The sequence below is a fragment of the Zunongwangia atlantica 22II14-10F7 genome (assembly GCF_002094855.1).
In the GTDB taxonomy this organism is placed as follows: Bacteria; Bacteroidota; Bacteroidia; order Flavobacteriales; family Flavobacteriaceae; genus Zunongwangia; species Zunongwangia atlantica.
In genome coordinates this window covers 12,067-35,114 of record NZ_ARYN01000019.1, presented here as the reverse complement: position 1 = coordinate 35,114, position 23,048 = coordinate 12,067, and the positions used below count along the sequence as shown (strand labels likewise).

Genomic DNA, 23,048 nt, shown 5'->3' with positions numbered 1-23,048 from the left:
ATATAAAATTTAAAAAAAATTAAATTTCTTTTAAGGGTTTTTATTAAAACTCCGTATTATAAATAAAAAATATAGAGTTTGGAAGATTTGATAATAAAATATTTAACGAATTCAATCAATGATAAGGAATTACGCATTCTTTATAATTGGATTCAAGAGGATAATAATAAACAATTATTTAAGAGTTACGTAAAGTCTAATTATCAAATTGATTTATTACATCTTCCTGATGCTGAATTTACATACAATAAAATTGATCGTACAATTAATAGCCCTAAAGCTTCAAAAGTAATCAATATATATCGTAAAAATAAGTGGTTAACATATTCGGTTGCTTCAATTTTAATAATTGTACTTGCTACAACGCTATTTTTTCAAACCGAAAATAATTCTGCCGCAACAATTATCCCGGCTGAGCAGGCACCAATTACTATTCAACTAAATAATGGAGAAGAAATAAAAATTAGCGAAAACGATAATTCTATTAATGTTGGCGGAAAAAAAATTGCTAATCAAAATTCGTCAAATAATAGCCTTAGTTATTTGGGAAACGAGCAGGGAACTGAAACCGAATACAATACCATAAAAATTCCGTACGGAAAAAAATACCAGTTAGTGCTTGCAGATAGTACAATTGTTCACCTTAACTCTGGTGCTAGTCTAAAATTCCCTGTTGCTTTTAATGGAAATACCCGAAAAGTAGTTTTAACAGGAGAGGCATTTTTTGAAGTGAGTAAAAATAAATCCAAACCATTTATTGTAGAATCTAATAAAATAGCGGTTGAAGTATTAGGTACTAAATTTAATATGTCTGAATATTCATCAAGAAATACTTCTGAAGTTGTTCTGGTTGAAGGGGCTGTTAATATGAAGGGAAAAGGAGAATCTCAGAATCAACTTTTAAGTCCTGGAGAAATGGGCACATTTAATCAAAATTCAAAAACATTAAAAAAAGAAAAAGTAGATACCGAATTATATACTTCCTGGCTTTACGGCAAATTAATTTTTAGAAATAAATCTTTTGATGAAATCCTAAACTCTCTTGAACGAAAATTTAATGTAGAATTTGAAGTTGAAAATGAAAAGTTAGAGAAAAGTGAGTTTAACGCAACTTTCGATAAAGATGTTAGTCTGGATAAAATGTTATTCTACTTTGAACAGGCCTATGACATAAAATATACTGTAAAAAACAATAAAATAATCATTAAATAACTGCGTATGCCAAAAACCTAAAATTATTAAAAAACGCATTAAAATAAAAAACCGAAAGATGCTGCAACACCTCTCGGTTAATATGATGCGATTAAAATTATTAATCACTTTAAACACACTTCAAAAATATGAAAAAACTTCTGAAGCATGAAAGATATTTTCAGCTACTAACCAGCAACTTAAAAATGAAACTGAGCCTTCTTTTTCTTTTTACCTCTCTCTTTACAATGCAAGCAGGTGTATCTTACTCTCAGGGAGACAAGATTTCTGTAAAAGTTGAAAACCAACAACTGGAAAAAGTATTAAGTTTTATTGAAAAAACTTCAGATTACAACTTTGTTTACAAGGTTAATGAGATCAATCTTTTAAGACCTGTTTCTTTAGATGTTACCAAAGAAAAGATTGAAAATGTACTTCAGATCATTTTTAAAAATGACAGTATTACTTATCAAATCTTTGATAATCAAATTATATTAAAGAAAAAATCTTCAGCTAAAAAAATTCCCAGAAGAAATACCAAAACCGAAGTTTACCAACAAATGGTTAAAGGTACTGTAGTAGACGATCAGGGAATGCCTCTTCCAGGTATCAATGTAATGGAAAAAGGTACCAAAAATGGTAGTTCTACAGATTTTGACGGAAATTATGAGATTAGTGTTGGGGAGAATGCCACATTAACTTTTTCAGGAATTGGCTTTAAAAAACAGGAAATTGCAGTAAATGGCCAAAGTAGCATTAATGTAACCTTACTTAACGATACTGAACAATTAGAAAATGTAGTAGTTACTGCGCTTGGTATCAAAAAAGAAGAAAGAGCACTTACTTATGCAGTTACTGAAGTTGATGGAGATGGTTTTACGCAAGCAAAAGAGGTAAATTTAGCCGATGCACTTTCTGGTAAAATTGCCGGGGTAAGCGTATCTAGCCTAACTACAGGAGCGGGTGGTTCCTCTAGAGTTACTATTAGAGGTAACACTTCTTTATCTGGAGACAACCAGCCACTTTATGTGATTAACGGTATGCCAATGGACAATACTACTTTAGGTGGTAGTGCTTCTACAAGTGCCGGAGGTTTTAATATAGATCACGGTGATGGTACCGGTGGAATTAACCCAGATGATATTGAAACCATAAGTGTACTTAAAGGGGCTACTGCAGCTGCACTTTATGGCTCTAGAGCATCTAATGGTGCGATTATTATCACAACTAAAAAAGGTGCTTTCAATAGTGGTATTGGGATTGAATTCAACTCAAGTTTCACTATAGATTCTCCTATGGATTTTACAGACTGGCAATACGAATATGGCCAGGGTAATGGAGGCCAAAGACCATTAAACCAATCTGATGCCGTTACTTGGGGACGTAGAAACTGGGGAGAACGCATTGATGGACAACCTTTTGTTGCATTTGATGGTGTAGAACGACCTTATGTTGCACAAAGAAATAATATCGATAATTTCTATGAGAACGGAACTACCTTCATCAACACAGTGGCATTAAGTGGTGGCGGTGAAAAAACCAGCTATAGATTTTCAATTTCAGATACAGATAGTAAAGGTGTAGTTCCTAACAATAGCTTTAACAGACGTATTTTTAGTTTAAACCTTAATTCTACAATTGGTGAAAGACTGGATATCGAAGGATTAGTTCAGTTTAACCGTTCTAAATCATACAATAGATCTAGTGCCGGGGATGCTACTGGTAACCCAAACTGGGTAAATATGTTAGCGAATACAGTAAATGTAGATTGGCTAAATCCTGGATACGACGAAAATGGATACGAAGTAGAATGGAATGAGACTCCGTATGCATCTAACCCTTATTTTGTTGCTAATAGATTCCAAAATCAAGGCTTAAGAGATCGTTATTTAGGACAGGTTTCCTTAAATTATAGATTATTGGATAATCTTTCTATTAAAGGTTCTGTAAGTAGAGACTATACCAGCTTCGATTTTACAGCAATCTTACCAACAGGTACATTATATACAAATAATGCAGCAGGAGAATATCATGGCTTCGATTTAACTGTAAGCGAAACTAATAGTATGTTAACCATGAATTACAATGAAGACATAACTGAAGATATTAATCTTGGTGTAATGGCTGGTGGAAATATTAGAAAGTACCAAAACCAGCAAACTAATTATGATGGAAGACAATTTATTATCCCTTTCTTCTACAGTTTTACTAACCTTCAAACAAGCACTACAATACCAAGTAACCAAAGACTTACAACAAACTCTATATTTGGTTCTTTAGATCTTAGTTATAAAAACTTTTTATACTTAAATGCTACAGCAAGAGAAGACTGGTTTTCTACCTTAACCGCAGCAAATGGTGCAGATAGTGACAACAGTATTTTTTACCCTTCTGTTGGTGCTGGTTTCGTTTTTTCTGAAGTTATCAATAAGCCAGATTGGTTTAGCTATGGTAAAATTAGATCTTCATGGGCGCAAGTTGGTGGAGGTTTGCCAGATCCATATACACTAAATGAAAGTTACACCATGATTCCAAGTAGTGGAGAACCATTACAACAGGTAACGCAGGTAGGTGGGCAACGTTTATTAGCCAATGCAAACCTAAGACCTTATACTTCTACTACTTTTGAAATTGGCCTAGAGGCAAGATTATTTAATAATAGATTAGGTTTTGATGTTGCGGTTTACGAAAAAACAACTACAGATGATATCGTAAATGCACAAATACCAGTAACCACGGGATATGAGTACACTTACTTTAACGTAGGAGAGGTACAAAACCAGGGAATTGAATTCGCCATAAATGGTACACCTATAGAAACTGATAATTTCAGCTGGGATGTAAACTACAATATGGCTTACAATAAAAATGAAGTAAAGCAATTAGCTGAAGGGCTTAACACCATTTCTGTGGCAAACTCGGTAGGAAACTGGGCAGAAATTCACCACGAAGTAGGAGAACCATTTGGTGTAATTAAAGGATATTCTATGCTAAGAGACGACGATGGGAATATAGTTTACGATTCTAACTCTGGTTTCCCTATGCGTAGTGAATTAAAAAAAATAGGAAACTCGGTTGCGCCTTTATCTATGGGATTAAGCAATAGATTTAAATATAAAAACTTCGCCTTAGATGTACTTTTAGATGGTAAATTTGGTAACGATATCTTCTCTGTATTAAACGTATATGCTACAAGATTTGGTTTATCTCAACGTACTTTAGAAGGTAGAGAAAATGGTCTTGTATTAGAAGGTGTAGACCAAAATGGAGCTCCTTACAGCAACACTATCCCATCTACAGATATTAGATCTTACTATCAAAACCTAAGAAACTATTCAGATGAATTTATTTACGATGGTAGTTTTGTTAAACTAAGACAGGTTGTTTTAAGTTATAATATTCCTGTAGAAAAGATTAGTTTATTCAAACTACAGTCGGCTTCATTGTCTTTTATCGCCAGAAACTTATTCGTTCTGTATAGTGAGACAGATAACTTTGATCCTGAATCTGCCTTTACAAACAGTAACGCGCAAGGATTTGAATCATTCGCACTTCCTAGAACCAGAAGCTACGGATTGAACCTTAAGTTTAAATTTTAATCGAGAACGTTATGAAGACTATATATACAAAATTTACATACCTATTCATTCTAGTTTTTGCTTTATTCACAAGCTGTGACGATGGCTTCGAAGAAGAAAACACTAACCCAGATGCCTCTACAGATGTAGATCCTGAGTACATGTTTACAAAGGCTATCTATGATGCATTAAATAATAGTACAGGAACTGTTTATGAATTTGGTGCAGGAGGATTTGTACAGCATTTTGCTACTTATCTTGAAGTACCAGGATTGGGAGATAAATATGTTTACATCTCTGGAAGTTATCCTTATGCCTTTTTTAACGGCGCTTATTTAGATGCTATTAATGAAATAGACAAGATCATTTATGCTACAGATGGTGTTGAAGGACTTTCCAACCAAAATGCAATAGCTAACATCTGGAAGGTTTATACGTATCACCGTCTTACAGACTTATATGGTATGATTCCTTATACTGAAGCTACTACAGCTTTTAGCGATGCTAACTATAGCCCGGCTTATGATACTCAGGAAACTATCTATATGAATATGCTAAATACGCTGCAAACTGCGTCTAATACCTTAGATCCTAATCAGCCTAGTTTTGGAAATGGTGATCTAATTTATAATGGTAACGTAGATCAGTGGAATAGATTTGCAAATTCATTAATGCTAAGATTAGCCATGAGATTAACCAAAGTTAATCCTTCTCTTGCCGAAGAATGGGCACAAACAGCTATTTCGGCAGGAGTAATAGAAGAGCCTTCTAGCAATGCGGTTATCGATTACCCTGGTGGGCAGGTTATTAATTCAAACCCTATAGCATTTCAATTAAGAAACAATAACTATAGCGAATCAAACCAGGGAACAAGTAATACTGAAGGTGGTAAATTTTCTGATACATTTATAAGCTATCTTTCAGAAAATAATGATCCAAGACTTACTTCTTTCGCAGCAGTTTGGGTAGATGGAAGACAATCTACAGATCCGGCTATACAACAGGGAATGCCAAATGGTTTAGTAAATAGACCTTCAAATTTTCCAAACCTTTCAGAGCCTAACCTTAATACGCTTTTATCCCTTAATTCTTCATTATTAGTTTTAGGAAGCGCTGAAATGAACCTTCTTCTTGCTGAAGCTTCGGCTAGAGGATGGACTTCAGGTGATGCAGAAAATTATTATCACCAGGGGATTAGAGACGCGATGAATAGCCTAGAAGATTTATACGGAACTGAAGCTGCCGTTTCAGAAGAAGAAATTAACACCTATATCGCTTCACAGACTTTGACTGGAAGTTTAGAGGAACAAATGGAAACTATACATACACAATTCTGGGTTTCTGTTTTTCCAGATGAGATTGAAGTATACTCTAACTGGAGAAGAACTGGCTATCCAGAACTTACCCCGGTAAACGTAACCGGTAATCTTACCGGAGGAACTATCCCTAGAAGACTTACCTACCCGCCAAGTGAAATTAGTGTAAATACTGAAAATTACGAGGCCGCTCTTAGTCAGCAAGGTTTAGATCTGTTTACTACCAGAGTATGGTGGGACGTAGAACAATAAACACTAAATAAATAATTTTTATGAAAAATCAACGTAGAAGCGCAATCAGAAAAATAGCTGCATCAGTTTTTGGATTAACAGGATTAGCCGCATTTGGTAGAAATTTAAATGCCAAAAATATATCCCAAGAGGAATCTTCAAACAAAATTATTAGAAATACTGCAGATGATTCTGATCAGGAGGTGCCATTATTTTCAAGTTCTGTAGTTCATAATGGCCTTGTATACATCGCCGGAAAAGGAGCACATTTTGAGGGTGATGTTAAAGACCATACCAAACATGTTTTAGAGGAGATTAAAAAAGAACTTGAAAAAGCAGGTTCTTCCATGGAAAAAGTACTTAAGGTTAATGTGTATTTAAATGACCTTAATGACTATAAAGCTATGAACGAGGTATATCTTGGGAAATTTGGTAAAAACCCTCCTGTGCGTACTACGGTAGCTGTTTATGGTGGTGTACCAGGAAGTTCCCTGGTAGAAATCGATTGTATCGCAGCATTAAAATAAAAATATGACATCTAGAAGAAATTTAATAAAATCACTTTCCCTACTGCCACTTGCAGGAGCTTTAAAACCCGATTTTTTTATTAAAAAGAATTCGGCCTCAGAACTTCCAAAATCGGCAAAGAGAGATTATTTTAAAGAGCTTGGAGTAAGAACTTTCATTAATGCTGCCGGAACCTACACGTTTATGACGGGTTCTTTAATGCGTGAAGAAGTTAAGAACGCTTACATTGCTACTTCCTACGATTTTGTGAACTATCATGAATTACAGGACAAAGTAGGCGCTCGCCTTGCTGAATTATTAGACTGCGAAGCTGCAACAGTTACCTCTGGTGCAGCTGCAGCTATAACATTGGGAACGGCCGGTACTTTAACCGGCCTGGACCCAGAAAAAGCAGGAATGTTACCTCATCTTGATGGTACCAGCATGAAAACCGAAGTGATCATGCAACGCAAACATGCTATTGAGTATGCTCAGGCAATCGAAAACTGTGGCGTTAAAGTAGTTTATGTAGACACTGCAAAAGAGCTGGAAAAAGCAATCAATAAAAATACAGCCATGTATTACTTCGTTAATTTCCTTAATTACGAGGGTGAGATCCAGTGGCAGGAAGTACTGGACATATGCCAAAAGCACGGCGTACCTACAATGATCGATTGTGCTGCAGATGTTCCTCCGGTAGAAAATCTTTTTAGATTCCAAAGAATGGGATTTGATATGGTTTGCTTCTCTGGTGGTAAAGGTCTTAGAGGACCACAAAGCGCTGGTATATTAATGGGTAAAAAGAAATATATCGATGCCGCCCGCCTTAATGCGCCACCATTTGGTGATACTATTGGCCGCGGAATGAAGGTAAATAAAGAAGAAATTGTAGGAATGCTTGCTGCGGTTGAAGACTTTTTATCCAGAGATCACGAAGCAGATTGGAAACTTTGGGAAGGCCAGATAAATCTTGTTCAGAATGCAGTAAAAGATTTTGAAGGGATGAATACTGAAATAAAAGTTCCAGAACTTGCCAATGTTGTACCTACACTCCATTTAAATTGGGATACTTCAAAAATTCCAATTTCAGGAGATGAACTAAAAGAAGAGATGAGAAATGGTCATCCTTCTATAGAAATTGCCGGTGGTGGAAAAAATTCTGTTAGTATAACCACCTGGATGTTAAAACCTGGACAGGAAAGAGTCGTTGCCTCAAGACTAAATGAAATCCTAACGCAAAAAACCACATAATGTTTAAAACATATTTTTTTAAGTACACCGTAGTGTTCCTAACATTACTGTGCAGCTCCTCTCATGTCTTTTCTCAGGAATACGACCTGCTTTTAAAAGGCGGAACCGTTATCGATCCTAAGAATAAAATTGAGAGCAAAACACTAGATATTGCTATTAAAAATGATACTATCGTTGCTGTTAAGCGCAATATCAATGCTAATTCAGCTAAAAAAACAGTAGACCTAAAAGGCTATTATGTAAGCCCGGGAATTATCGATCTTCATACTCATAATTTCTACGGAACAAAAGAAAATCATTATCTCTCTGATGGATTTCTTGCCCTTCCGCCAGATGGATTTACTTTTAGAAATGGTGTTACCACCGTTGTAGATGCAGGAAGCCCAGGTTGGAAGAATTTCGAAACCTATAAGAATAATGTAATAGATCATTCTGAAACCCGAGTTTTATCTTTTCTGAATATTGTTGGAGAAGGTATGCGTGGTGGAGTATGGGAACAGGACTTGCAGGACATGAATGCAAAAATGACGGGCTTAACCATCCAACAACACCCAGAACTTGTAGGGATAAAAGTTGCACACTATTCTGGTGCTGAATGGACGCCAATTCAAAGAGCTGTGGAAGCAGGAGAAATTGCAGGCGTACCCGTTATGATAGATTTTGGAGGTCACCACCCCCCTCTTTCGTTAACACGTTTGTTTATGGAAGAACTGCGTCCTGGTGATATTTTCACTCATATGTATGCTAATTTATCTAGTGTTAGAATGACGATTTTAGATCCTTCAACGGGTAAATTATACGATTATGCTACTAAAGGTCGTGAAAAAGGAATCATCTTCGATGTTGGCCATGGTGGTGGAAGTTTTGCTTTTGCCCAGGCTGTACCAGCTATAGACGAAGACTTTTTCCCAGATACTATTAGTACAGATCTACATGCTGAAAGTATGAATGGAGGGATGAAAGACATGCTTAATGTAATGTCTAAATTCTTAAATCTTAATATGTCTTTAGAACAGGTAATTAACGCATCTACATGGAAACCTGCTCAGGTAATCCATCGTGAAGAACTTGGAAACCTATCTGAAGGTAGCGTTGCTGATATTGCAATATTATCGGTTTTAGATGGTGATTTTGGATTCATCGATAGTAGCGGTAAAAAAATGATGGGCGATAAAAAGCTACAATGTGAAATGACCCTTCGTGCTGGTAAAATCGTTTACGATCTAAACGGATTGGCAAGTCCAGAATGGGATAATAATCTATAAAGAACGCTTTATGAATATCAGAAAAGCTAAATATTACATTCCTTTCTTTGTTTGCTTTATAGCTTTTCAATTTGCAAATGCCCAGCAAATTGCAAAAGAAGAACTTATATATCTTACCAATGCATGGGAAGGTGAACGTTTTGAAGATGGTCGTCCTAAAATCCCTTCAGATCTTATGGAAAGGGCTAAAGACATTTCTATAGATGTTGCCTGGCAAATTTTGGATAACGAGGGATATCCTTCACAATTCGAAGGAGAATGGAAAACTATAAATAATAACCCGGTGGTAGGAAGAGCGGTAACGGCTATGTTCTTACCAAGTCGTCCAGATGTAGAAGAACAAATTAAAATCAGGGGACACAAAGAAGGTTTTAAAGGAAACACCAACTCGTGGCCTATTGCCAAGTTAACCGAAGGCGATATTTATGTTGCTGATGCTTTTGGAAAGACCTTACAAGGAACTTTAATAGGTGACAATCTGGGTAATGCCATTTACTCTAAAACAAAAAACGGAGTTGTATTTTATGGGTCTTCAAGAGATTTAGAAGGTTTGTCGAAAATCGAAGGTTTTAATGCCTTTGTTAAAAACTGGAATCCTACTTACTTAAAAAATGTAATGCTTGCAGGACTAAATACACCAATAAAAATTGGGCAGGCTATTGTGATGCCTGGTGATTTGGTTTTAGCCAAAGAAGAAGGTGTAATTTTTATTCCCGCACATTTAGTTGAAAAAGTGGTTTTAACAGCCGAATTTATTGATTTAAGGGATGAGTTTGGTCACGAAATGCTCTCTAAAGGAATTTATGAATCTGGTGAAATCGATAACGAATGGACACCAGCTATTAAAGATCGATTCCTTAAATGGATTAAAAATAATGATGATCGAGTTCCCATGACGCAGGAGGAATTGAATCAATTTTTAAACAAACGTACCTGGTAAAATACCTCAGCACAAAATGATGAGGCATTGATGAGAATCTAATATTGATTTTGGAATATCCCGATAACGATCAGGATCAGAGTATATATTATAGATTATCCAGTAAACTAATTATCTGCAATTATGAAAAGAAGAGATATTTTAAAAAGTATTCCATTGGTTACCCTGGCAGGAAGCATTCCGGGTTCTATTTATAAATTCAGTGCAATCAATAAAAGCGAAAAGGCAAAAAAAAGCATTGATTATTTTAACGAATTAGGGGTAGATAAAGTTATAAATGCATCGGCAACAATGACCTGGCTTTCAGGATCACTTATGCTACCAGAAGTATTGGAAGCTATCAATTCTACCGCTCATGATTTTGCAGATATGTACCAGTTACAGGATAAAGCAGGAATTAAGATTGCTGAAATGCTAAACTGTGAAGCTGCAATGGTAACCTCGGGTGCTGCCTGCGCACTTGTTTTGGGTACTGCTGCAGCCATCACAGGTTTCGATGAAGAAAAGCGAAAACTTATTCCTAATCTTCCCGGCGAACGTCCAGAAGTGATTATGCAAACTAATCATCGTTATGTATTCGATCAGGCCATTACCACAACAGGTGCTAAAATTATCGAAGTTAATAACGAAGAAGAAATGCGTAAGGCCTTCAATAAAAATACGGTGATGGCGCTTTTTTTTAATGCTGCAGAATCCTGGTACGGAGTAAAGAATACTATTTCTCACGAAAAATTTGTAGCCATTTGTAAAGAGCATAACGTGCCTTCATTTATTGATGCTGCTGCAGATGTTCCGCCAGTAGAAAACCTTTTTAAATATCAAAAAATGGGCTTTGATCTGGTCACTTTTTCAGGTGGAAAAATGATTCGAGGGCCGCAAAGTGCAGGTTTACTGTTTGGAAAAGAATCCCTAATTGAAGCTGCAAAATTAAACTATAGTCCGCATGAAGCTCCAATTGGCCGCCCAATGAAGGTGAATAAAGAAGAGATCTTTGGGATGTATGCTGCTCTAAAAATCTATCTGGAAAAGGACCATGATAAAGAATGGCAGGATTGGATGGATCGTACTTCTGCCATTAGTACTACTCTGGATAAAGTTGACGGAGTAAAAACTGAAGTAATAATTCCTGAAGGCCCTGCAAATGTATTCCCAACTCTAGATGTTACCTGGGATACCAATAAAATTAAAATTACCGGAAATCAATTATATGAAAAACTGAAATCTGGCACTCCAAGTATTGTAACTAGCAAGACCACTAAAAATAACAAACAGTTTATAAATGTTGGTGTTGTTTTACTAAAACCAGAACAGGTTTCTATAGTTGCAAATCAAATTAAAAAAGAATTACAGTCTAAAATTTAAAAAATGAAATTACCCCGAAATTCATACAAAATCGTCTTTATACTCCTTATGTTTTTAGCCTTTAGCTGGCAAAGTAAAGCAACTTCAGGAGATCCAATAATTCCTGAAGTACATATTGGAGACGAATTAATTATAAATGCACCTGAACATTTAAACTTTCAGGGAATACAACTTCCGAAGAGAAATTTTTTATTGAAACAAGGGCAAATCCCCAACTATAAAAGTCTTTACGGTAAGAAAGTAAAAGTTATTGAAATCGTAGAAAAAGAAGGATATACTGAAATTACCTTATCTGCTGCAGATGGGAAAAACTTCTTTAAACATCACAAAACATTGAAAGCTAATTTGCAATCGTCGTTCACCGCCAATGAACTTCGGCAATTTTAAGTGAGTTTTAGTTAGTGCACAGTAAGCTCCTTGATCTTCGGATAAGGAGCTTACTCATTTTATATAAAATAGACACCTGTTTTCAAAATCGATCTTGTCAAAAATTTCAATGTAGATTTCACCGAAAAATACATTTAAAATTTATGCCTGTGCCAGTTGCTCTGATTTTTTACGTCTTTCTTTTTCTCTGGTTAGCAAATTAAGCTCTCTACTGGTTTGCCCTTTTACAGAAGAGTTTTCTTCTGCTCTTCTTAATAGATACGGAACAACATCTTTAACAGGACCAAACGGAACTAATTTTGCCGTATTATAACCTCTGGCAGCCAAATTATAACTTATTTGATCACTCATTCCATAAAGCTGACTAAACCAAACTCGTTCATCATCTTTGGCAATGCCTTTATCCTCCATAATCTGCAAAGCTAAATAATTGCTAATCTCGTTATGGGTTCCTATAAAAAGGGAAAAGTCTTCTAAATGATCCAGGCAATACCCCATCACGCTATTAAAGTTAACATCTGTTGCTTCTTTAGATTCACAAATTGGTGATTTCTGACCTCTTTTTTTAGCACGCTTATTTTCCTTTTCCATATAAGCGCCCCTAACGATCTTTGCTCCAATCTTAAATCCATCCTCCTTCGCCTTTTCGTGTAGTTCTTTTATATATTCCAGACGATCCCAACGGTAACATTGAAAAGTATTAAAAATTAGAGCCTCATTTTGGTTAAATTTGGCCATCATTTTTTCCATTAGATTATCTGCAGCTTCCTGCATCCAGGATTCTTCAGCATCTGCATATAATCTTACTTTCAACTCTTTTGCTTTTTCGCAAAGCCCCTCTACTCTTTTCTGAACACGCTCCCATTCTTCTTTTTCCTTGTCGTTAAGACTTACATGAGAACTTACTTTATGCCAGATTTTGAATCTTCCTAAAGCCGTGGGCTTAAAAATGGCAAAAGGAACTTCACTTTCTTCTTTAGCTAGTTCTATAAGTTCTAACTTTACTTTGTAAGCAGCGTCAAATTCTTCTTCTGTTTTTTTCCCTTCTACGGAATAATCTAAAATACTAGAAAGATTCACCTCATCCATTTGATCCATAGTAGGTTTACAATCTTCTATCGTTACACCTCCACAAAATTGATCAAAAATGGTATTCTTTATAATTGGTGTGATTGGTAATTTAGCCTTAAGAGCAAATTTTGTGAGAGCAATTCCTGGTTTTATTAAAGAAGGAGTTCCCATTACACTAAAAAGAAGCACAGCTCTATTAATTTCCATATCAGATTTTAATCTGAAAGCTGTTTCGGTATCGTTGAATATTTTCTCTTTTATCATAATCTAAAAATACTTCAGATCATTAGCTTAAAAAGCATGATTAATAAACCTTAACTTCTGTATAAGCTAAATAAATTAAAAGTGTTCATTTTTTAAGCTTTTGTGATATAATAAATTAACAATTAGGCAGATCGTGTTAGAATAACTTTATAAATCATGTTTAGAAAAGCATCTCTAAAACATCGAAAATCGATAAAAAACGACAGTAATTATTTATTGTGCCTTGATAAGTTGTAGGTTAAATTTTATTTCTAAATGTTTCATTTTAAGTCAATATCAATCAGGATACTACAGGATAAGGATTTTAAAATCTTAAATTAAATTGGATCAGAATTTAGGAGAATCTGGCAGCACTTTATAGTTTGACAATCGAATCATTAGTCAGTACAATTTCCAATCTCAATTATTCTCCTTAATATATCTCTGCCAGAAAGCACAAAAGCACCGATCACTCGGTGCTTTTTACTTCTCTAAAAAAGAAGATCGTAGTCTTCCCTATAGACTACGACCTTCTCAAACCAAAAAATCCCCAAAAAAATCTTTATAAATCTGAAGAAATGTGGTGGTGCTCATCGATTAGTGGGCCTCCCTCCAAAATTTCTTGCGACGCTTTTTGTGCAAATTTTTCAAAGTTTAAGTGGAATGAATGTGCCAACTGAATTGATTTTTGAATGTAAACACCTTTTTGAAGCCAGGTATTTATTGGATTCAACATTTCAGAAGGTACCCCTGCACAATACTTAGGCATATTTAAACCAAATATTGGGTGCATCTCGTAATCTACACTTTCAAGGTTTCCATTCAAAATTTCAGTAATCATACTACGAGTGTATTTTAGTTTTATTCTTGATCCAACTCCGTAAGGGCCTCCACTCCATCCTGTATTGATTAACCATACATTCACATTAGCTTCCTGCATTTTTTTGCTCAACATTTCAGCATAAACTGTTGGGTGTAATGGCATAAATGGTTCTCCAAAACAAGCAGAGAATGATGGTACTGGCTCTGTAATTCCGGCTTCAGTTCCTGCTACTTTTGCAGTATAACCAGAGATAAAGTGATATGCAGCCTGGCCAGGAGTTAATTTAGAAACCGGTGGCAACACACCAAAGGCATCACAGGTTAAAAAGAAGATATTCGAAGGATTTTCACCGTAAGAGTTTTCCTGAATATTTTCTATATGTTCTATTGGATAACTTACCCTTGTATTTTGAGTAATGCTACTATCTAGAAAATCGATCTCTCCGTCTTTATCAAAAACTACATTTTCTAGTAAAGCTCCAGGTTTAATTGCTCTAAAAATATCTGGCTCTTTTTCTTCAGTTAAACCTATAACTTTAGCATAGCAACCACCTTCAAAATTAAAGATCACATTATCTGGTGTCCATCCATGTTCATCGTCACCAATTAATCTTCTTTCAGGATCTGCAGAAAGGGTTGTTTTACCTGTTCCAGAAAGACCAAAGAAAATAGCAGTATCATCTTCTTTTCCTACGTTAGCAGAGCAGTGCATTGGTAGCACATTTTTATCCTGTGGGAAAATTAAGTTTAAGGCAGAGAAAATACCTTTTTTCATTTCTCCTGTATAGGCAGAACCTCCTATTAAGGCAATTTTTCTGGTAAAGTTTAAGATACTAAAGTTACCCTGGCGTATTCCGTAAGATGTAGGATCTTCTTCTACATATCCTGGCACGCAAAGTACCAACCATTCTTCTTCAAAATTTTCCAGTTCTTCTTCGTTAAGTCTTAAGAACATATTTTTAACAAAGAAATTAGACCAAGGATATTCTGTAATTGTTCTAACATTCATTCTATATTCAGGATAGGCACATACATAACCATCGTGAACATAAACTTCTTTACCTGAAAGGTAATTGGTAACCCTGTCGTAAAGCTTATCAAAATTCTCTGGAGAGATTGGTTTATTTATTTTTCCCCACCATACATTTTTAGTGTAATCGTCTTGCACTAAAAAACGATCCTGAGGAGATCTACCGGTAAACTTACCAGTATTTACAGCTAGAGTTCCGTTAGAAGATTCTCTCCCCATTCCTTTTTCTACCGTTAGCTTTTGAAGTTCTTCACCGCTAAGGTTCCACAGTACCTTATTATCTTTTATTCCGTATTTTAAAAGATCTTGTGTTCTTGGGTAGTCTAGAGAAGTACTCATGATAATTGAAAATTTAAGTGAAACATTTAGTATTGCCAGAAGTCTGGCACGTGTTTATTGTTATTTTAAGTTGTATTATACTATGCTTCTAAATCTTCGCCAGGTAATCGACAAGTTTCCTTTAGGCAAGGCATTACCCAAGAAAAGATAAATAAGCATTAAAATTGGTTAAAAAGACTTTCTTAATCTAAAACCAGTAAGGGCTTATCGCTATGCAGCGTTAAAATATTGGTTAATTTTCCTTTAGATGCCTTGCCATTTTCTAAATGCGTTTTAGGCATAATGGCAAGCATATCTATATTGTGACTTTCCAGGTATTGCTTAATTCCTTCTTCTATATCTTCATTTTCAAGATAAGCATGATGAGAATAGAAATCTTCCAGAAAATATTCTATGGTTCTTTCATTTATCTCGTCGTATTCAGAATAGCCCATTAGCTTAGATCCTTTATCTACAGTTAATAAATGAACTTTTGCTTTAAAGCGTCTTGCTACATCAAGTAAAGTAAACAACACATTTCTATCTGCAATCTTTTCTTTCCCCATGGTAAGAATGATTGTTTTTAGACTGAAATATTTTGAATTTTCAGGAATCACCAATACCGGAAGATCTGCTTGCTGAATTAATTTTGATGTATTAGAAGTCATATCTTCTCTTACAACTTTAGAGCCACGGGTTCCTACGATCACTAAATCTATATTTAGTTCTTCCCTTAATTTTAAAATTACAGGAGCAGTTTCACCACTTTTTACGATGGGTTTTATTTCTGGAAATCCAGGCTTATTGTATTCAGCAATTACCTCATCCAACTTAGCCTTTACTTCGGCTTCATTAGCATTTTCTGGTAAAATGCGGAGTAAATACACGGTCACAATTGGTTTTTGTTTTGCAAATTCAACAGCATACTTTAGGGCATTTAAAGAAGCTTTTGAAAAGTCGAAAGGGATAAGAACAGTTTTCATGTTTTTTGGTTTTAAGTGAATTCCATAGATATATTTCAAAATTTTGATGGCCGTCTACTTTCTAGATCCTAACCGCGTTCTCTAAACTCGAACACAATTGGTAGGGAGTAAGAAATTCTTACGGGACGATTACGCTGCATACCTGGTTGCATTTGAGGCAGCATTTTTATTACCCGCTCTGCTTCTTCTTCTAATAAGATGTTTGGTGCTCTAGATTGGATATCTGTTACTTTGCCAAATTCGTTGATTTTAAACACTACGATAATTCGGTTAATTCCAGATACTCCGGCATCTGTACCCACTTCTGTATTAAACTCTTTTCTAACAAACTGATCGATTTTCTCGGTCATACATTTTTTACGGGCTTCATTATCTTTAAGATCTTCACAACCGGGAAAAATAGGCACTTGTTCTACAAATACAAAGGGAACTTGTTCTATCTCCTCTCCTTCTCCAAAACCTTCATCTATATCAGATACTTCAGCAACAGTCTCAATTCTATCATCCTGGTCACTTTCAGTAGATACAATTACATCTTCTTTTATATCCAGATCATCATTTACAATATCAATCACTTCTGGAATTACTGGAGGTGGTGGAGGTGGTGGCGGTGGAGGTGTGTTCATTTGTGTAATAGGGATATCCACAATCATTTCTTCATCTACCTCAACGGTATAATTATCGACACTATCGTTAACAGCGGTGCGCATTTCTAAAGTGAAATACACAGAGGACAGTATCATGATCAGACCAATTTGGAAGAAAATCACACTTCCTCTATTGAGGTCTGCTTTTGGATTTTTCTTGGCTTTCATGACGCTTGGCTTAAAAATTAATATTCAGTGATTATTTAATTTTCCGAGGCTTATCCTTCGGGGAATTTCAATCTCTTTTTGGTCGCCATTGTAAGTTTATCAGTTTAAAAACGAATCCTCATTTAACTTACTGATAAACAAATTTCTTCTTCGTTTTACAGTATTAAAGGTATATACTATCTACTTAAAGAAACCTGATAAATATCAGCTTTGGCATATTTTTTAAGATTTTTTTCTACGGAAAACAAAAGCTAATATTCGATGTTTTTTGAAGTAATTTTTTCTGAAAATATTAGGTCTATAATTCAGTATAAAAACTCCAGAAAAAGAATAAAACCTAATAACTGTGGTAGTTAAAAAATACCGCTCCCACCAACCATAACATTTACCTATAAAAAAGTGCTTTAAAAGCTCCAAAATCGATTAGGAAGCTGATAAAAATCATACAATCCTGTCTTAAAGGCCAATAATTTTACAAGTCTATCATGTTTAAAATCCTAAGTCTCATGAAACTTATACTTCAAGCGCTTTTAGGGCTTTTGATATTTCCTTTATCTGCACAAACCGCAAAAGATTCCTCTAAATTGAGTGATTTTCAGAAAAGAATGGAACTAAAAGCATTAGTTGTAGGAAGATATGCCGCTTCTTTTGATGAAAATATCGATTTTGAAGGCAATCATTTTTCTAAAGATCTGGAAAACGATCAGGAAATTGTAAATAACTCCTTCCAGATGGAATATGTACGATTTGCGACCAGCTTTTATATAAATGATCGAATTTCGACATCAATATTATTGAATCTTGCTAATTTTAATAATGAATCTGTTTCTAGAAAAGTGTTGGAAAACGCTTTTGTTCAATATAAAGCTAATCCCTACTTTACTATAAGACTTGGCCAATTTAGACCTTATTTTGGTTTAGAAGATTTGCACCCATTTCAGCTAAATAATTCTTATCGATGGTCTAACCAATATTTTTTATTTGGACAGAATGCATGGCAAAGTTTTCAAATTGGTGCGGCGGTTTATGGAGAATTGAGTAAAAAAAATATTCCGCTTAAATATTATTTTACGGTATACAATGGAAATAACCGCAATCAAAGCCAGGATAACGATAATAATAAAAATTACAGTTTACGTTTTGAAGTTTTACCATTAGATATCTTACAAATTGGTATAAACGGAGCGATTACCAATAAACACCATCAAAACGCTAATGCTTATGGTGCCGACTTAAAAATCACCTACCCTATTAGTAAAACCTGGGAAATCGATGCGCATATGGAGTATAAACGCGGTACTAATTTTACAGCCTATAATGAAGCCTTAGCAACCGGAATACTTACAAATAATCTTAAATTAAACGATTTTTATATGGAAGGAATTTATAATCTCCTTAGAGCAAAAAAATACCTAAACCTTCCCTATTTAAAAGCTTTAGAATTTAGCATTAGGCAAGAATATTTAGATACAAACAGTCAGGTTAACGGAGACATTTTAAGATCGCACATCCCAATGATAAGTCTTGTTTTAGCAGGTGATTACGATGCAAAATTATCTTTGGTAGGCGTATTTTATGATTATCAAACCAATATAGAAAACACTTCGCAATACGATTCTACCCGTGCTTTAATACAGTTTCAGGTAGCTTTTTAGAAGTTACAAAATAACATTTTAGACTCTTGCCTGGTGATCGGCAATTTTTAACTGATAAAATTGGTCTAATTTTCGTGTAAATATGTCTAGCTCTTCGATCACTATACTAATCATATCTGCATAGTTTCTAAGATTGCCTTCGGTTAATTTCTCTTCAGTTTTAAGAATTGTACTTAGGCCCTGTAAATTGGTTAACGGACTTCTAATTACATGAGAAATATCAAAAGTAATTTGCTCTAAAATAGACTCATATTCCATAATACCAGATACATCTAATAAAGTCCCAAACCATAGAATACTATCGTTATCACTTTTTTTAGGGGTTGCCCTTAACTTATACCATTTTATAAGCCCTGTTTGTGAAACAATACGAAATGTAAATTTATAATGCGATAATGTACTGGCAGATTTTTCTAAAGTTTGTAAAAATTCATCTTTATCTTCTGGATGAAGATAATTGAGTAAAATCGCCGGATTTTCTAAAATTTTAAGTTGATCGATGTCTGAATGAATATCTTCTATCCCTTTACTTAAAAAATCGAAATTAAAATCCAGGTTTGGTGCTATTTTAATCTGAAAAACAACACCAGGTACATTATCCAATATCTGTTTAAGCCGCGAAGCACTTAAATCGATATGCATTTTTTGATCTCGTAAAGTTTTACGAGTATTTAAAAAATCTGTTGCTTTTTTAGCTAAAAGCAACAGGCCTTTTTTCTGATCTTCTGAAAGTTTATTAGGCTGTGTATCCATAACGCATAGTGTCCCTAATACATGTCCTGCAGGGCTTTTAAGAGGAACACCTGCATAAAATTGAATATGTGAGGCTGCAGCGACTACAGGTTCATTTTTAAATCTTTCGTCTGCATGGGTATTTTCGATCTCCAAAAGTTCGAGATCTTCAGATATTAAACGATGGCAAAAGGCTTCTTTTCTAGGAATTTCAGAAACTGCAATACCAAAAGTAGACTTAAACCATTGCCGGTCTTTATCTACCAGACCTATTAAAGCTATTGGCACACCACAAATTAAAGATGCCAGCTGCGTGATTTCATCTAGTTCTAGTTCAGGATCTGTATCTAAAATCTGATAACTGTAAAGTTCTTCTAAACGTTCTTTTTCAAGCATAAAATTGCCTCTTTGGCTTTTTAGAGAATACTACATTCACCATTTTCAGCTGATTTGCTATTTTAAGAAAATCATCTTGAGACCGCGGTAAATCTACTATTATTCGATATTTTAAGCTGTAAAAATATATAGAAATTAAGAATTTTAGCAAATATTTCGCCAGGAGGTTACTCTTAGCCGATGTACAACCAAGAATATATCTATAAAATACAATTGATATTAATAATCTTTTAATTCTGTAGGAAACTAAAAAATAGAATCGATAGATGTCAATCTAAAAAAGCATTTGAAGTAATATAGGTGATCACTCAAAACATATAAAGATAGTGATGCATTATTAATAATCCCAAAAACAAAAAAACCTGATAATCATAAGACTATCAGGTTTTTCGTCGGGGTGGCAGAACGCTTTTAAAACGCTGAAAACCCCAGTATTTGTATGGTTTCACGCAGTTCTAGTTTTTTGAACTCACGATTAACTCACAATTTAAATAGAACGTATTGGTGCAGTTTGATATTCTGACCTAATCAAATATACAAATAATTAGATTATGAATCCTGTCTAATTTATTGAGGAAGTAAAAGATCCGACTCCAAAAAAATCAAAGATTTTGCATCGAATCTGGTCAATCCGGAAAGTTTAGAACAAAAACCAATTTACTTTTTTCATCTGGAGCATTTTCCTTTTGCCGGCGAAAAGAAAAAATAGTGAGATCAGGATGAAATGGTTTATTCTCAATTTTATTTACTTCTTCCAGCGCCATCGCATTACCTTTTGATGCTACTTCATTCAGTTTTAAAATTATAGAGGAGCTATAAATAGCAAAGCGGTTTATGCGCTCCGGTTAATTTTTAAGCTTGATTTTTGCATCGAAAGGTAAGGTGATGTAGGAAGGATTTTTAAATAATTCTGAAAACCTGATCGGTGAATTTTAGTTACCGCCTAGCGGACTTGAGTCAAAAAGCTTTTTCGATCGTATTCTTTTAATATTTTAAGCTTTTTGGCTCGTGTCTAAGACAAATTGTAATAAACCTCTTTTGCTGAAATGGAGCTTTTGCGAAGTGGAGGTAAAAGTGGTAAGTGGGTTTGAATTTCAGTTTTCCGTGAAATTTGTCGCAAAAAACCACCTATTTACGGGGGTTGCGAGAGCATTTGTCGCAAAATACGTGAAAAATGATAGGATTTAAATTCGTAATTTATTGAATTTCAATGTATTAATGATCTGTAACATCGCTTCGCGTGTTACCCTCTTGCTATTCCCCCTTAGTTTTACGAACACACTTATTTAGGAATTATATATATGTTAGTGAGTTTCTGTAATTGTTAACTTTCTATCGGGGAATACTTCCCCATAATAATAAACTGTGACCGAACTGATAGGAACGAATTATACGCTATTCAAAGCTTCGGGCTGATACTTATTTGATAAAAGCCCTTGTTAGTTATCTCCGGAACGGCATCAGATGGAAAATCAGGTTTTAAGACCTTTTAATTTAATAGGAGTTCAACATCCTTTTCGTTAAAGAAAATTTCAACATTTTAAAGGGTAATCGTATATAGACATATAATTATCCTTTTCTTTTAAAGATAACGAAAATTTCGCCTGGGTTACTCATAGGTCTATTTTATTCAAGGGATTATTAAAAAGCTCACATAAAGTTTTATTTCGGCAAGTTCCAGACAGGACATCCACCTCTTGGCAATGGTTAGAGGAAATTCAGAATAAATAGAAAAATTACAGTATACGAGAACCGTAGGTATTTTTACGTGGAAAGAGGTAACGGAAATTAATCCCGTGTCTCCTCTCTCATTCATTTAAAATACCTCGCTAAATTAAAAATGAATTTAATTATTCATTTTTGCTCACCACCCCGGTCTGGTTAAGAGCCGTTTTCAGACCGTGGGCGAGTTTCTCGGCTGGGCCCACACCCCAATAATGTAAAAAGAATATTCTTGGTTCTTCATACACCATGTGATTATGTACTGCCACTACTTCAATACCGTTTTCTACAAGGGCTTTTATAACAGGGGCAATTTCATCGGCAAGCATGGTGAAATCTCCTGCAACAGCAGCTTTTTCTGGAGTCCCCTGCCAGCTGGCCCAGGTATTAAATCCCATAAAAGTACTAACAGGAGCTCCGTGCTCCCTAAGATCAACATCTGGCCTCCCTATTGTAATCTTATAAACTCCATTGTTAAGATTACCTGAATGTCCTATAATATTATCTATTCTATCAGTATCCAGCGTATTCTCGACTTCACTAGGTTCGGAAGCTGCAGGATTCCCACCACGCACTTCCACAACCTTATCGAATAAAGCTTTTACTTTTTCTGCAAGTACTCCTTCTTCACCCATACCTCCAATATGCATGTACATGACATTGGGATTATTCCTCACAAAATGATTATGGATGGCGGTAATAGTCAATCCCTGTCTTATTACTTCCTGTTGTACCGGCCACAAATCATCTTCAGTCACCACTATATCGCCCATGACCATTGCTCCCTCTTTAATCGCAGAAAATGCTGCCCAGCTGCCTAGTCCCATCGGGGGGATGATTTTAAAACCATCAACCATTATCTCTAGATCATTTTGGGGAACTACTACTTTATATTCCCCATTGTTTTCCGTGCCCTTAATGCCAATAACCTCCCGGATAGCTGTAATATTCAGGGGATGCCGTTCCATATCTTCCTGTTGTTCTATCTCCTTTTGTTTTTCAGAAGATGGGCGAGAACTGTCAGCATTCTCTTTTTTACCGTCATGGCCATTGCACGAAAGCAATAAAAAAACTGTTGAAATCAATACGTATTTACTTTTCATAATATGTTTGTTTTATTATTTAAATTCTTCTAATCAATCTAATGTTTTTATACTGAAATCATCAAAGTAAGTTACAGCATCTTCTTTGGTCCATAAACCCACCTTACCAGCTTTAGTGAGGGTGGTATCT

The 23,048-nt window shown here is 35.0% G+C and carries 17 protein-coding genes; 10 read left to right on the top strand and 7 right to left on the bottom strand.

The genetic code is table 11. The features are described from left to right. Window positions 1-78: 78 nt before the first annotated feature. From IIF7_RS17705 to IIF7_RS17665, 9 genes are all read left to right on the top strand, one after another. Window positions 79-1,212 (top strand): FecR family protein, encoded by a 1,134-nt coding sequence (locus tag IIF7_RS17705; protein ID WP_084843018.1) that lies wholly within the window; start codon window positions 79-81, stop codon window positions 1,210-1,212. Window positions 1,213-1,340: 128 nt separating this feature from the next. Beyond that, window positions 1,341-4,790, top strand: coding sequence for a SusC/RagA family TonB-linked outer membrane protein (locus IIF7_RS17700; protein WP_084843017.1), 3,450 nt, complete (start codon window positions 1,341-1,343; stop codon window positions 4,788-4,790). A gap of 11 nt (window positions 4,791-4,801) precedes the next feature. Then, window positions 4,802-6,337, top strand: coding sequence for a SusD/RagB family nutrient-binding outer membrane lipoprotein (locus IIF7_RS17695; RefSeq protein ID WP_084843016.1), 1,536 nt, complete (start codon window positions 4,802-4,804; stop codon window positions 6,335-6,337). 20 nt (window positions 6,338-6,357) lie between these two features. Further along, on the top strand, window positions 6,358-6,843 hold the full coding sequence (locus tag IIF7_RS17690) for a RidA family protein (RefSeq protein WP_084843015.1): 486 nt from the start codon (window positions 6,358-6,360) through the stop codon (window positions 6,841-6,843). A 4-nt stretch (window positions 6,844-6,847) separates the two neighbouring features. Continuing rightward, window positions 6,848-8,074 (top strand): aminotransferase class V-fold PLP-dependent enzyme, encoded by a 1,227-nt coding sequence (locus IIF7_RS17685; RefSeq protein ID WP_084843014.1) that lies wholly within the window; start codon window positions 6,848-6,850, stop codon window positions 8,072-8,074. Beyond that, complete coding sequence (locus IIF7_RS17680; protein ID WP_084843013.1) at window positions 8,074-9,339, top strand: amidohydrolase/deacetylase family metallohydrolase; 1,266 nt, start codon at window positions 8,074-8,076, stop codon at window positions 9,337-9,339. The genes IIF7_RS17685 and IIF7_RS17680 overlap by 1 nt, the downstream gene beginning before the upstream one ends. 10 nt (window positions 9,340-9,349) lie before the next feature. Further along, complete coding sequence (locus IIF7_RS17675; protein ID WP_084843012.1) at window positions 9,350-10,279, top strand: RraA family protein; 930 nt, start codon at window positions 9,350-9,352, stop codon at window positions 10,277-10,279. A gap of 123 nt (window positions 10,280-10,402) precedes the next feature. Then, the gene (locus tag IIF7_RS17670) at window positions 10,403-11,641 is read left to right on the top strand and encodes an aminotransferase class V-fold PLP-dependent enzyme (protein WP_084843011.1); all 1,239 of its coding nucleotides are present in this window, start codon (window positions 10,403-10,405) and stop codon (window positions 11,639-11,641) included. A gap of 3 nt (window positions 11,642-11,644) precedes the next feature. Then, window positions 11,645-12,028, top strand: coding sequence for a hypothetical protein (locus IIF7_RS17665; protein WP_139801354.1), 384 nt, complete (start codon window positions 11,645-11,647; stop codon window positions 12,026-12,028). Between the two features lie 141 nt (window positions 12,029-12,169). Here IIF7_RS17665 and IIF7_RS17660 read toward each other — a convergent pair whose 3' ends face one another. The 4 genes from IIF7_RS17660 to IIF7_RS17645 form a co-directional block, all read right to left on the bottom strand. Further along, window positions 12,170-13,363: a proline dehydrogenase family protein gene (locus IIF7_RS17660; protein ID WP_084843009.1), complete on the bottom strand. Its 1,194-nt coding sequence runs from the start codon at window positions 13,361-13,363 to the stop codon at window positions 12,170-12,172. 541 nt (window positions 13,364-13,904) lie between these two features. Then, window positions 13,905-15,533, bottom strand: a complete 1,629-nt coding sequence (pckA, locus tag IIF7_RS17655) for a phosphoenolpyruvate carboxykinase (ATP) (RefSeq protein WP_084843008.1) — start codon at window positions 15,531-15,533, stop codon at window positions 13,905-13,907. 182 nt (window positions 15,534-15,715) lie between these two features. Next, complete coding sequence (locus IIF7_RS17650; RefSeq protein WP_084843007.1) at window positions 15,716-16,495, bottom strand: universal stress protein; 780 nt, start codon at window positions 16,493-16,495, stop codon at window positions 15,716-15,718. Between the two features lie 68 nt (window positions 16,496-16,563). Beyond that, window positions 16,564-17,310 (bottom strand): energy transducer TonB, encoded by a 747-nt coding sequence (locus IIF7_RS17645; protein WP_084843006.1) that lies wholly within the window; start codon window positions 17,308-17,310, stop codon window positions 16,564-16,566. Window positions 17,311-17,816: 506 nt separating this feature from the next. Between IIF7_RS17645 and IIF7_RS17640 the strand changes: the two genes are divergently transcribed. After that, window positions 17,817-18,965 (top strand): porin, encoded by a 1,149-nt coding sequence (locus IIF7_RS17640; RefSeq protein WP_084843005.1) that lies wholly within the window; start codon window positions 17,817-17,819, stop codon window positions 18,963-18,965. A gap of 18 nt (window positions 18,966-18,983) precedes the next feature. Here IIF7_RS17640 and IIF7_RS17635 read toward each other — a convergent pair whose 3' ends face one another. The 3 genes from IIF7_RS17635 to IIF7_RS17630 form a co-directional block, all read right to left on the bottom strand. Then, on the bottom strand, window positions 18,984-20,093 hold the full coding sequence (locus IIF7_RS17635; protein WP_084843004.1) for a GAF domain-containing protein: 1,110 nt from the start codon (window positions 20,091-20,093) through the stop codon (window positions 18,984-18,986). 626 nt (window positions 20,094-20,719) lie between these two features. Then, window positions 20,720-20,857: a hypothetical protein gene (locus IIF7_RS20885; RefSeq protein WP_008615551.1), complete on the bottom strand. Its 138-nt coding sequence runs from the start codon at window positions 20,855-20,857 to the stop codon at window positions 20,720-20,722. 1,086 nt (window positions 20,858-21,943) lie between these two features. Then, window positions 21,944-22,879 carry a DUF1259 domain-containing protein gene (locus IIF7_RS17630; protein ID WP_245801670.1) on the bottom strand — a complete coding sequence of 312 codons (936 nt, stop codon included), beginning with the start codon at window positions 22,877-22,879 and terminating at the stop codon, window positions 21,944-21,946. Window positions 22,880-23,048 lie beyond the last annotated feature (169 nt).

Excerpts from the sequence above, each read along its gene's own strand:
- IIF7_RS17700 (WP_084843017.1), top strand. The coding sequence starts at position 1,341 with ATGAAAAAACTTCTGAAGCATGAAAGATATTTTCAGCTACTAACCAGC.
- IIF7_RS17695 (WP_084843016.1), top strand. The coding sequence starts at position 4,802 with ATGAAGACTATATATACAAAATTTACATACCTATTCATTCTAGTTTTT.
- IIF7_RS17690 (WP_084843015.1), top strand. The coding sequence starts at position 6,358 with ATGAAAAATCAACGTAGAAGCGCAATCAGAAAAATAGCTGCATCAGTT.
- IIF7_RS17685 (WP_084843014.1), top strand. The coding sequence starts at position 6,848 with ATGACATCTAGAAGAAATTTAATAAAATCACTTTCCCTACTGCCACTT.
- IIF7_RS17680 (WP_084843013.1), top strand. The coding sequence starts at position 8,074 with ATGTTTAAAACATATTTTTTTAAGTACACCGTAGTGTTCCTAACATTA.
- IIF7_RS17675 (WP_084843012.1), top strand. The coding sequence starts at position 9,350 with ATGAATATCAGAAAAGCTAAATATTACATTCCTTTCTTTGTTTGCTTT.
- IIF7_RS17670 (WP_084843011.1), top strand. The coding sequence starts at position 10,403 with ATGAAAAGAAGAGATATTTTAAAAAGTATTCCATTGGTTACCCTGGCA.
- IIF7_RS17665 (WP_139801354.1), top strand. The coding sequence starts at position 11,645 with ATGAAATTACCCCGAAATTCATACAAAATCGTCTTTATACTCCTTATG.
- IIF7_RS17660 (WP_084843009.1), bottom strand. The coding sequence starts at position 13,363 with ATGATAAAAGAGAAAATATTCAACGATACCGAAACAGCTTTCAGATTA.
- pckA (WP_084843008.1), bottom strand. The coding sequence starts at position 15,533 with ATGAGTACTTCTCTAGACTACCCAAGAACACAAGATCTTTTAAAATAC.
- IIF7_RS17650 (WP_084843007.1), bottom strand. The coding sequence starts at position 16,495 with ATGAAAACTGTTCTTATCCCTTTCGACTTTTCAAAAGCTTCTTTAAAT.
- IIF7_RS17645 (WP_084843006.1), bottom strand. The coding sequence starts at position 17,310 with ATGAAAGCCAAGAAAAATCCAAAAGCAGACCTCAATAGAGGAAGTGTG.
- IIF7_RS17640 (WP_084843005.1), top strand. The coding sequence starts at position 17,817 with ATGAAACTTATACTTCAAGCGCTTTTAGGGCTTTTGATATTTCCTTTA.
- IIF7_RS17635 (WP_084843004.1), bottom strand. The coding sequence starts at position 20,093 with ATGCTTGAAAAAGAACGTTTAGAAGAACTTTACAGTTATCAGATTTTA.
- IIF7_RS20885 (WP_008615551.1), bottom strand. The coding sequence starts at position 20,857 with ATGGCGCTGGAAGAAGTAAATAAAATTGAGAATAAACCATTTCATCCT.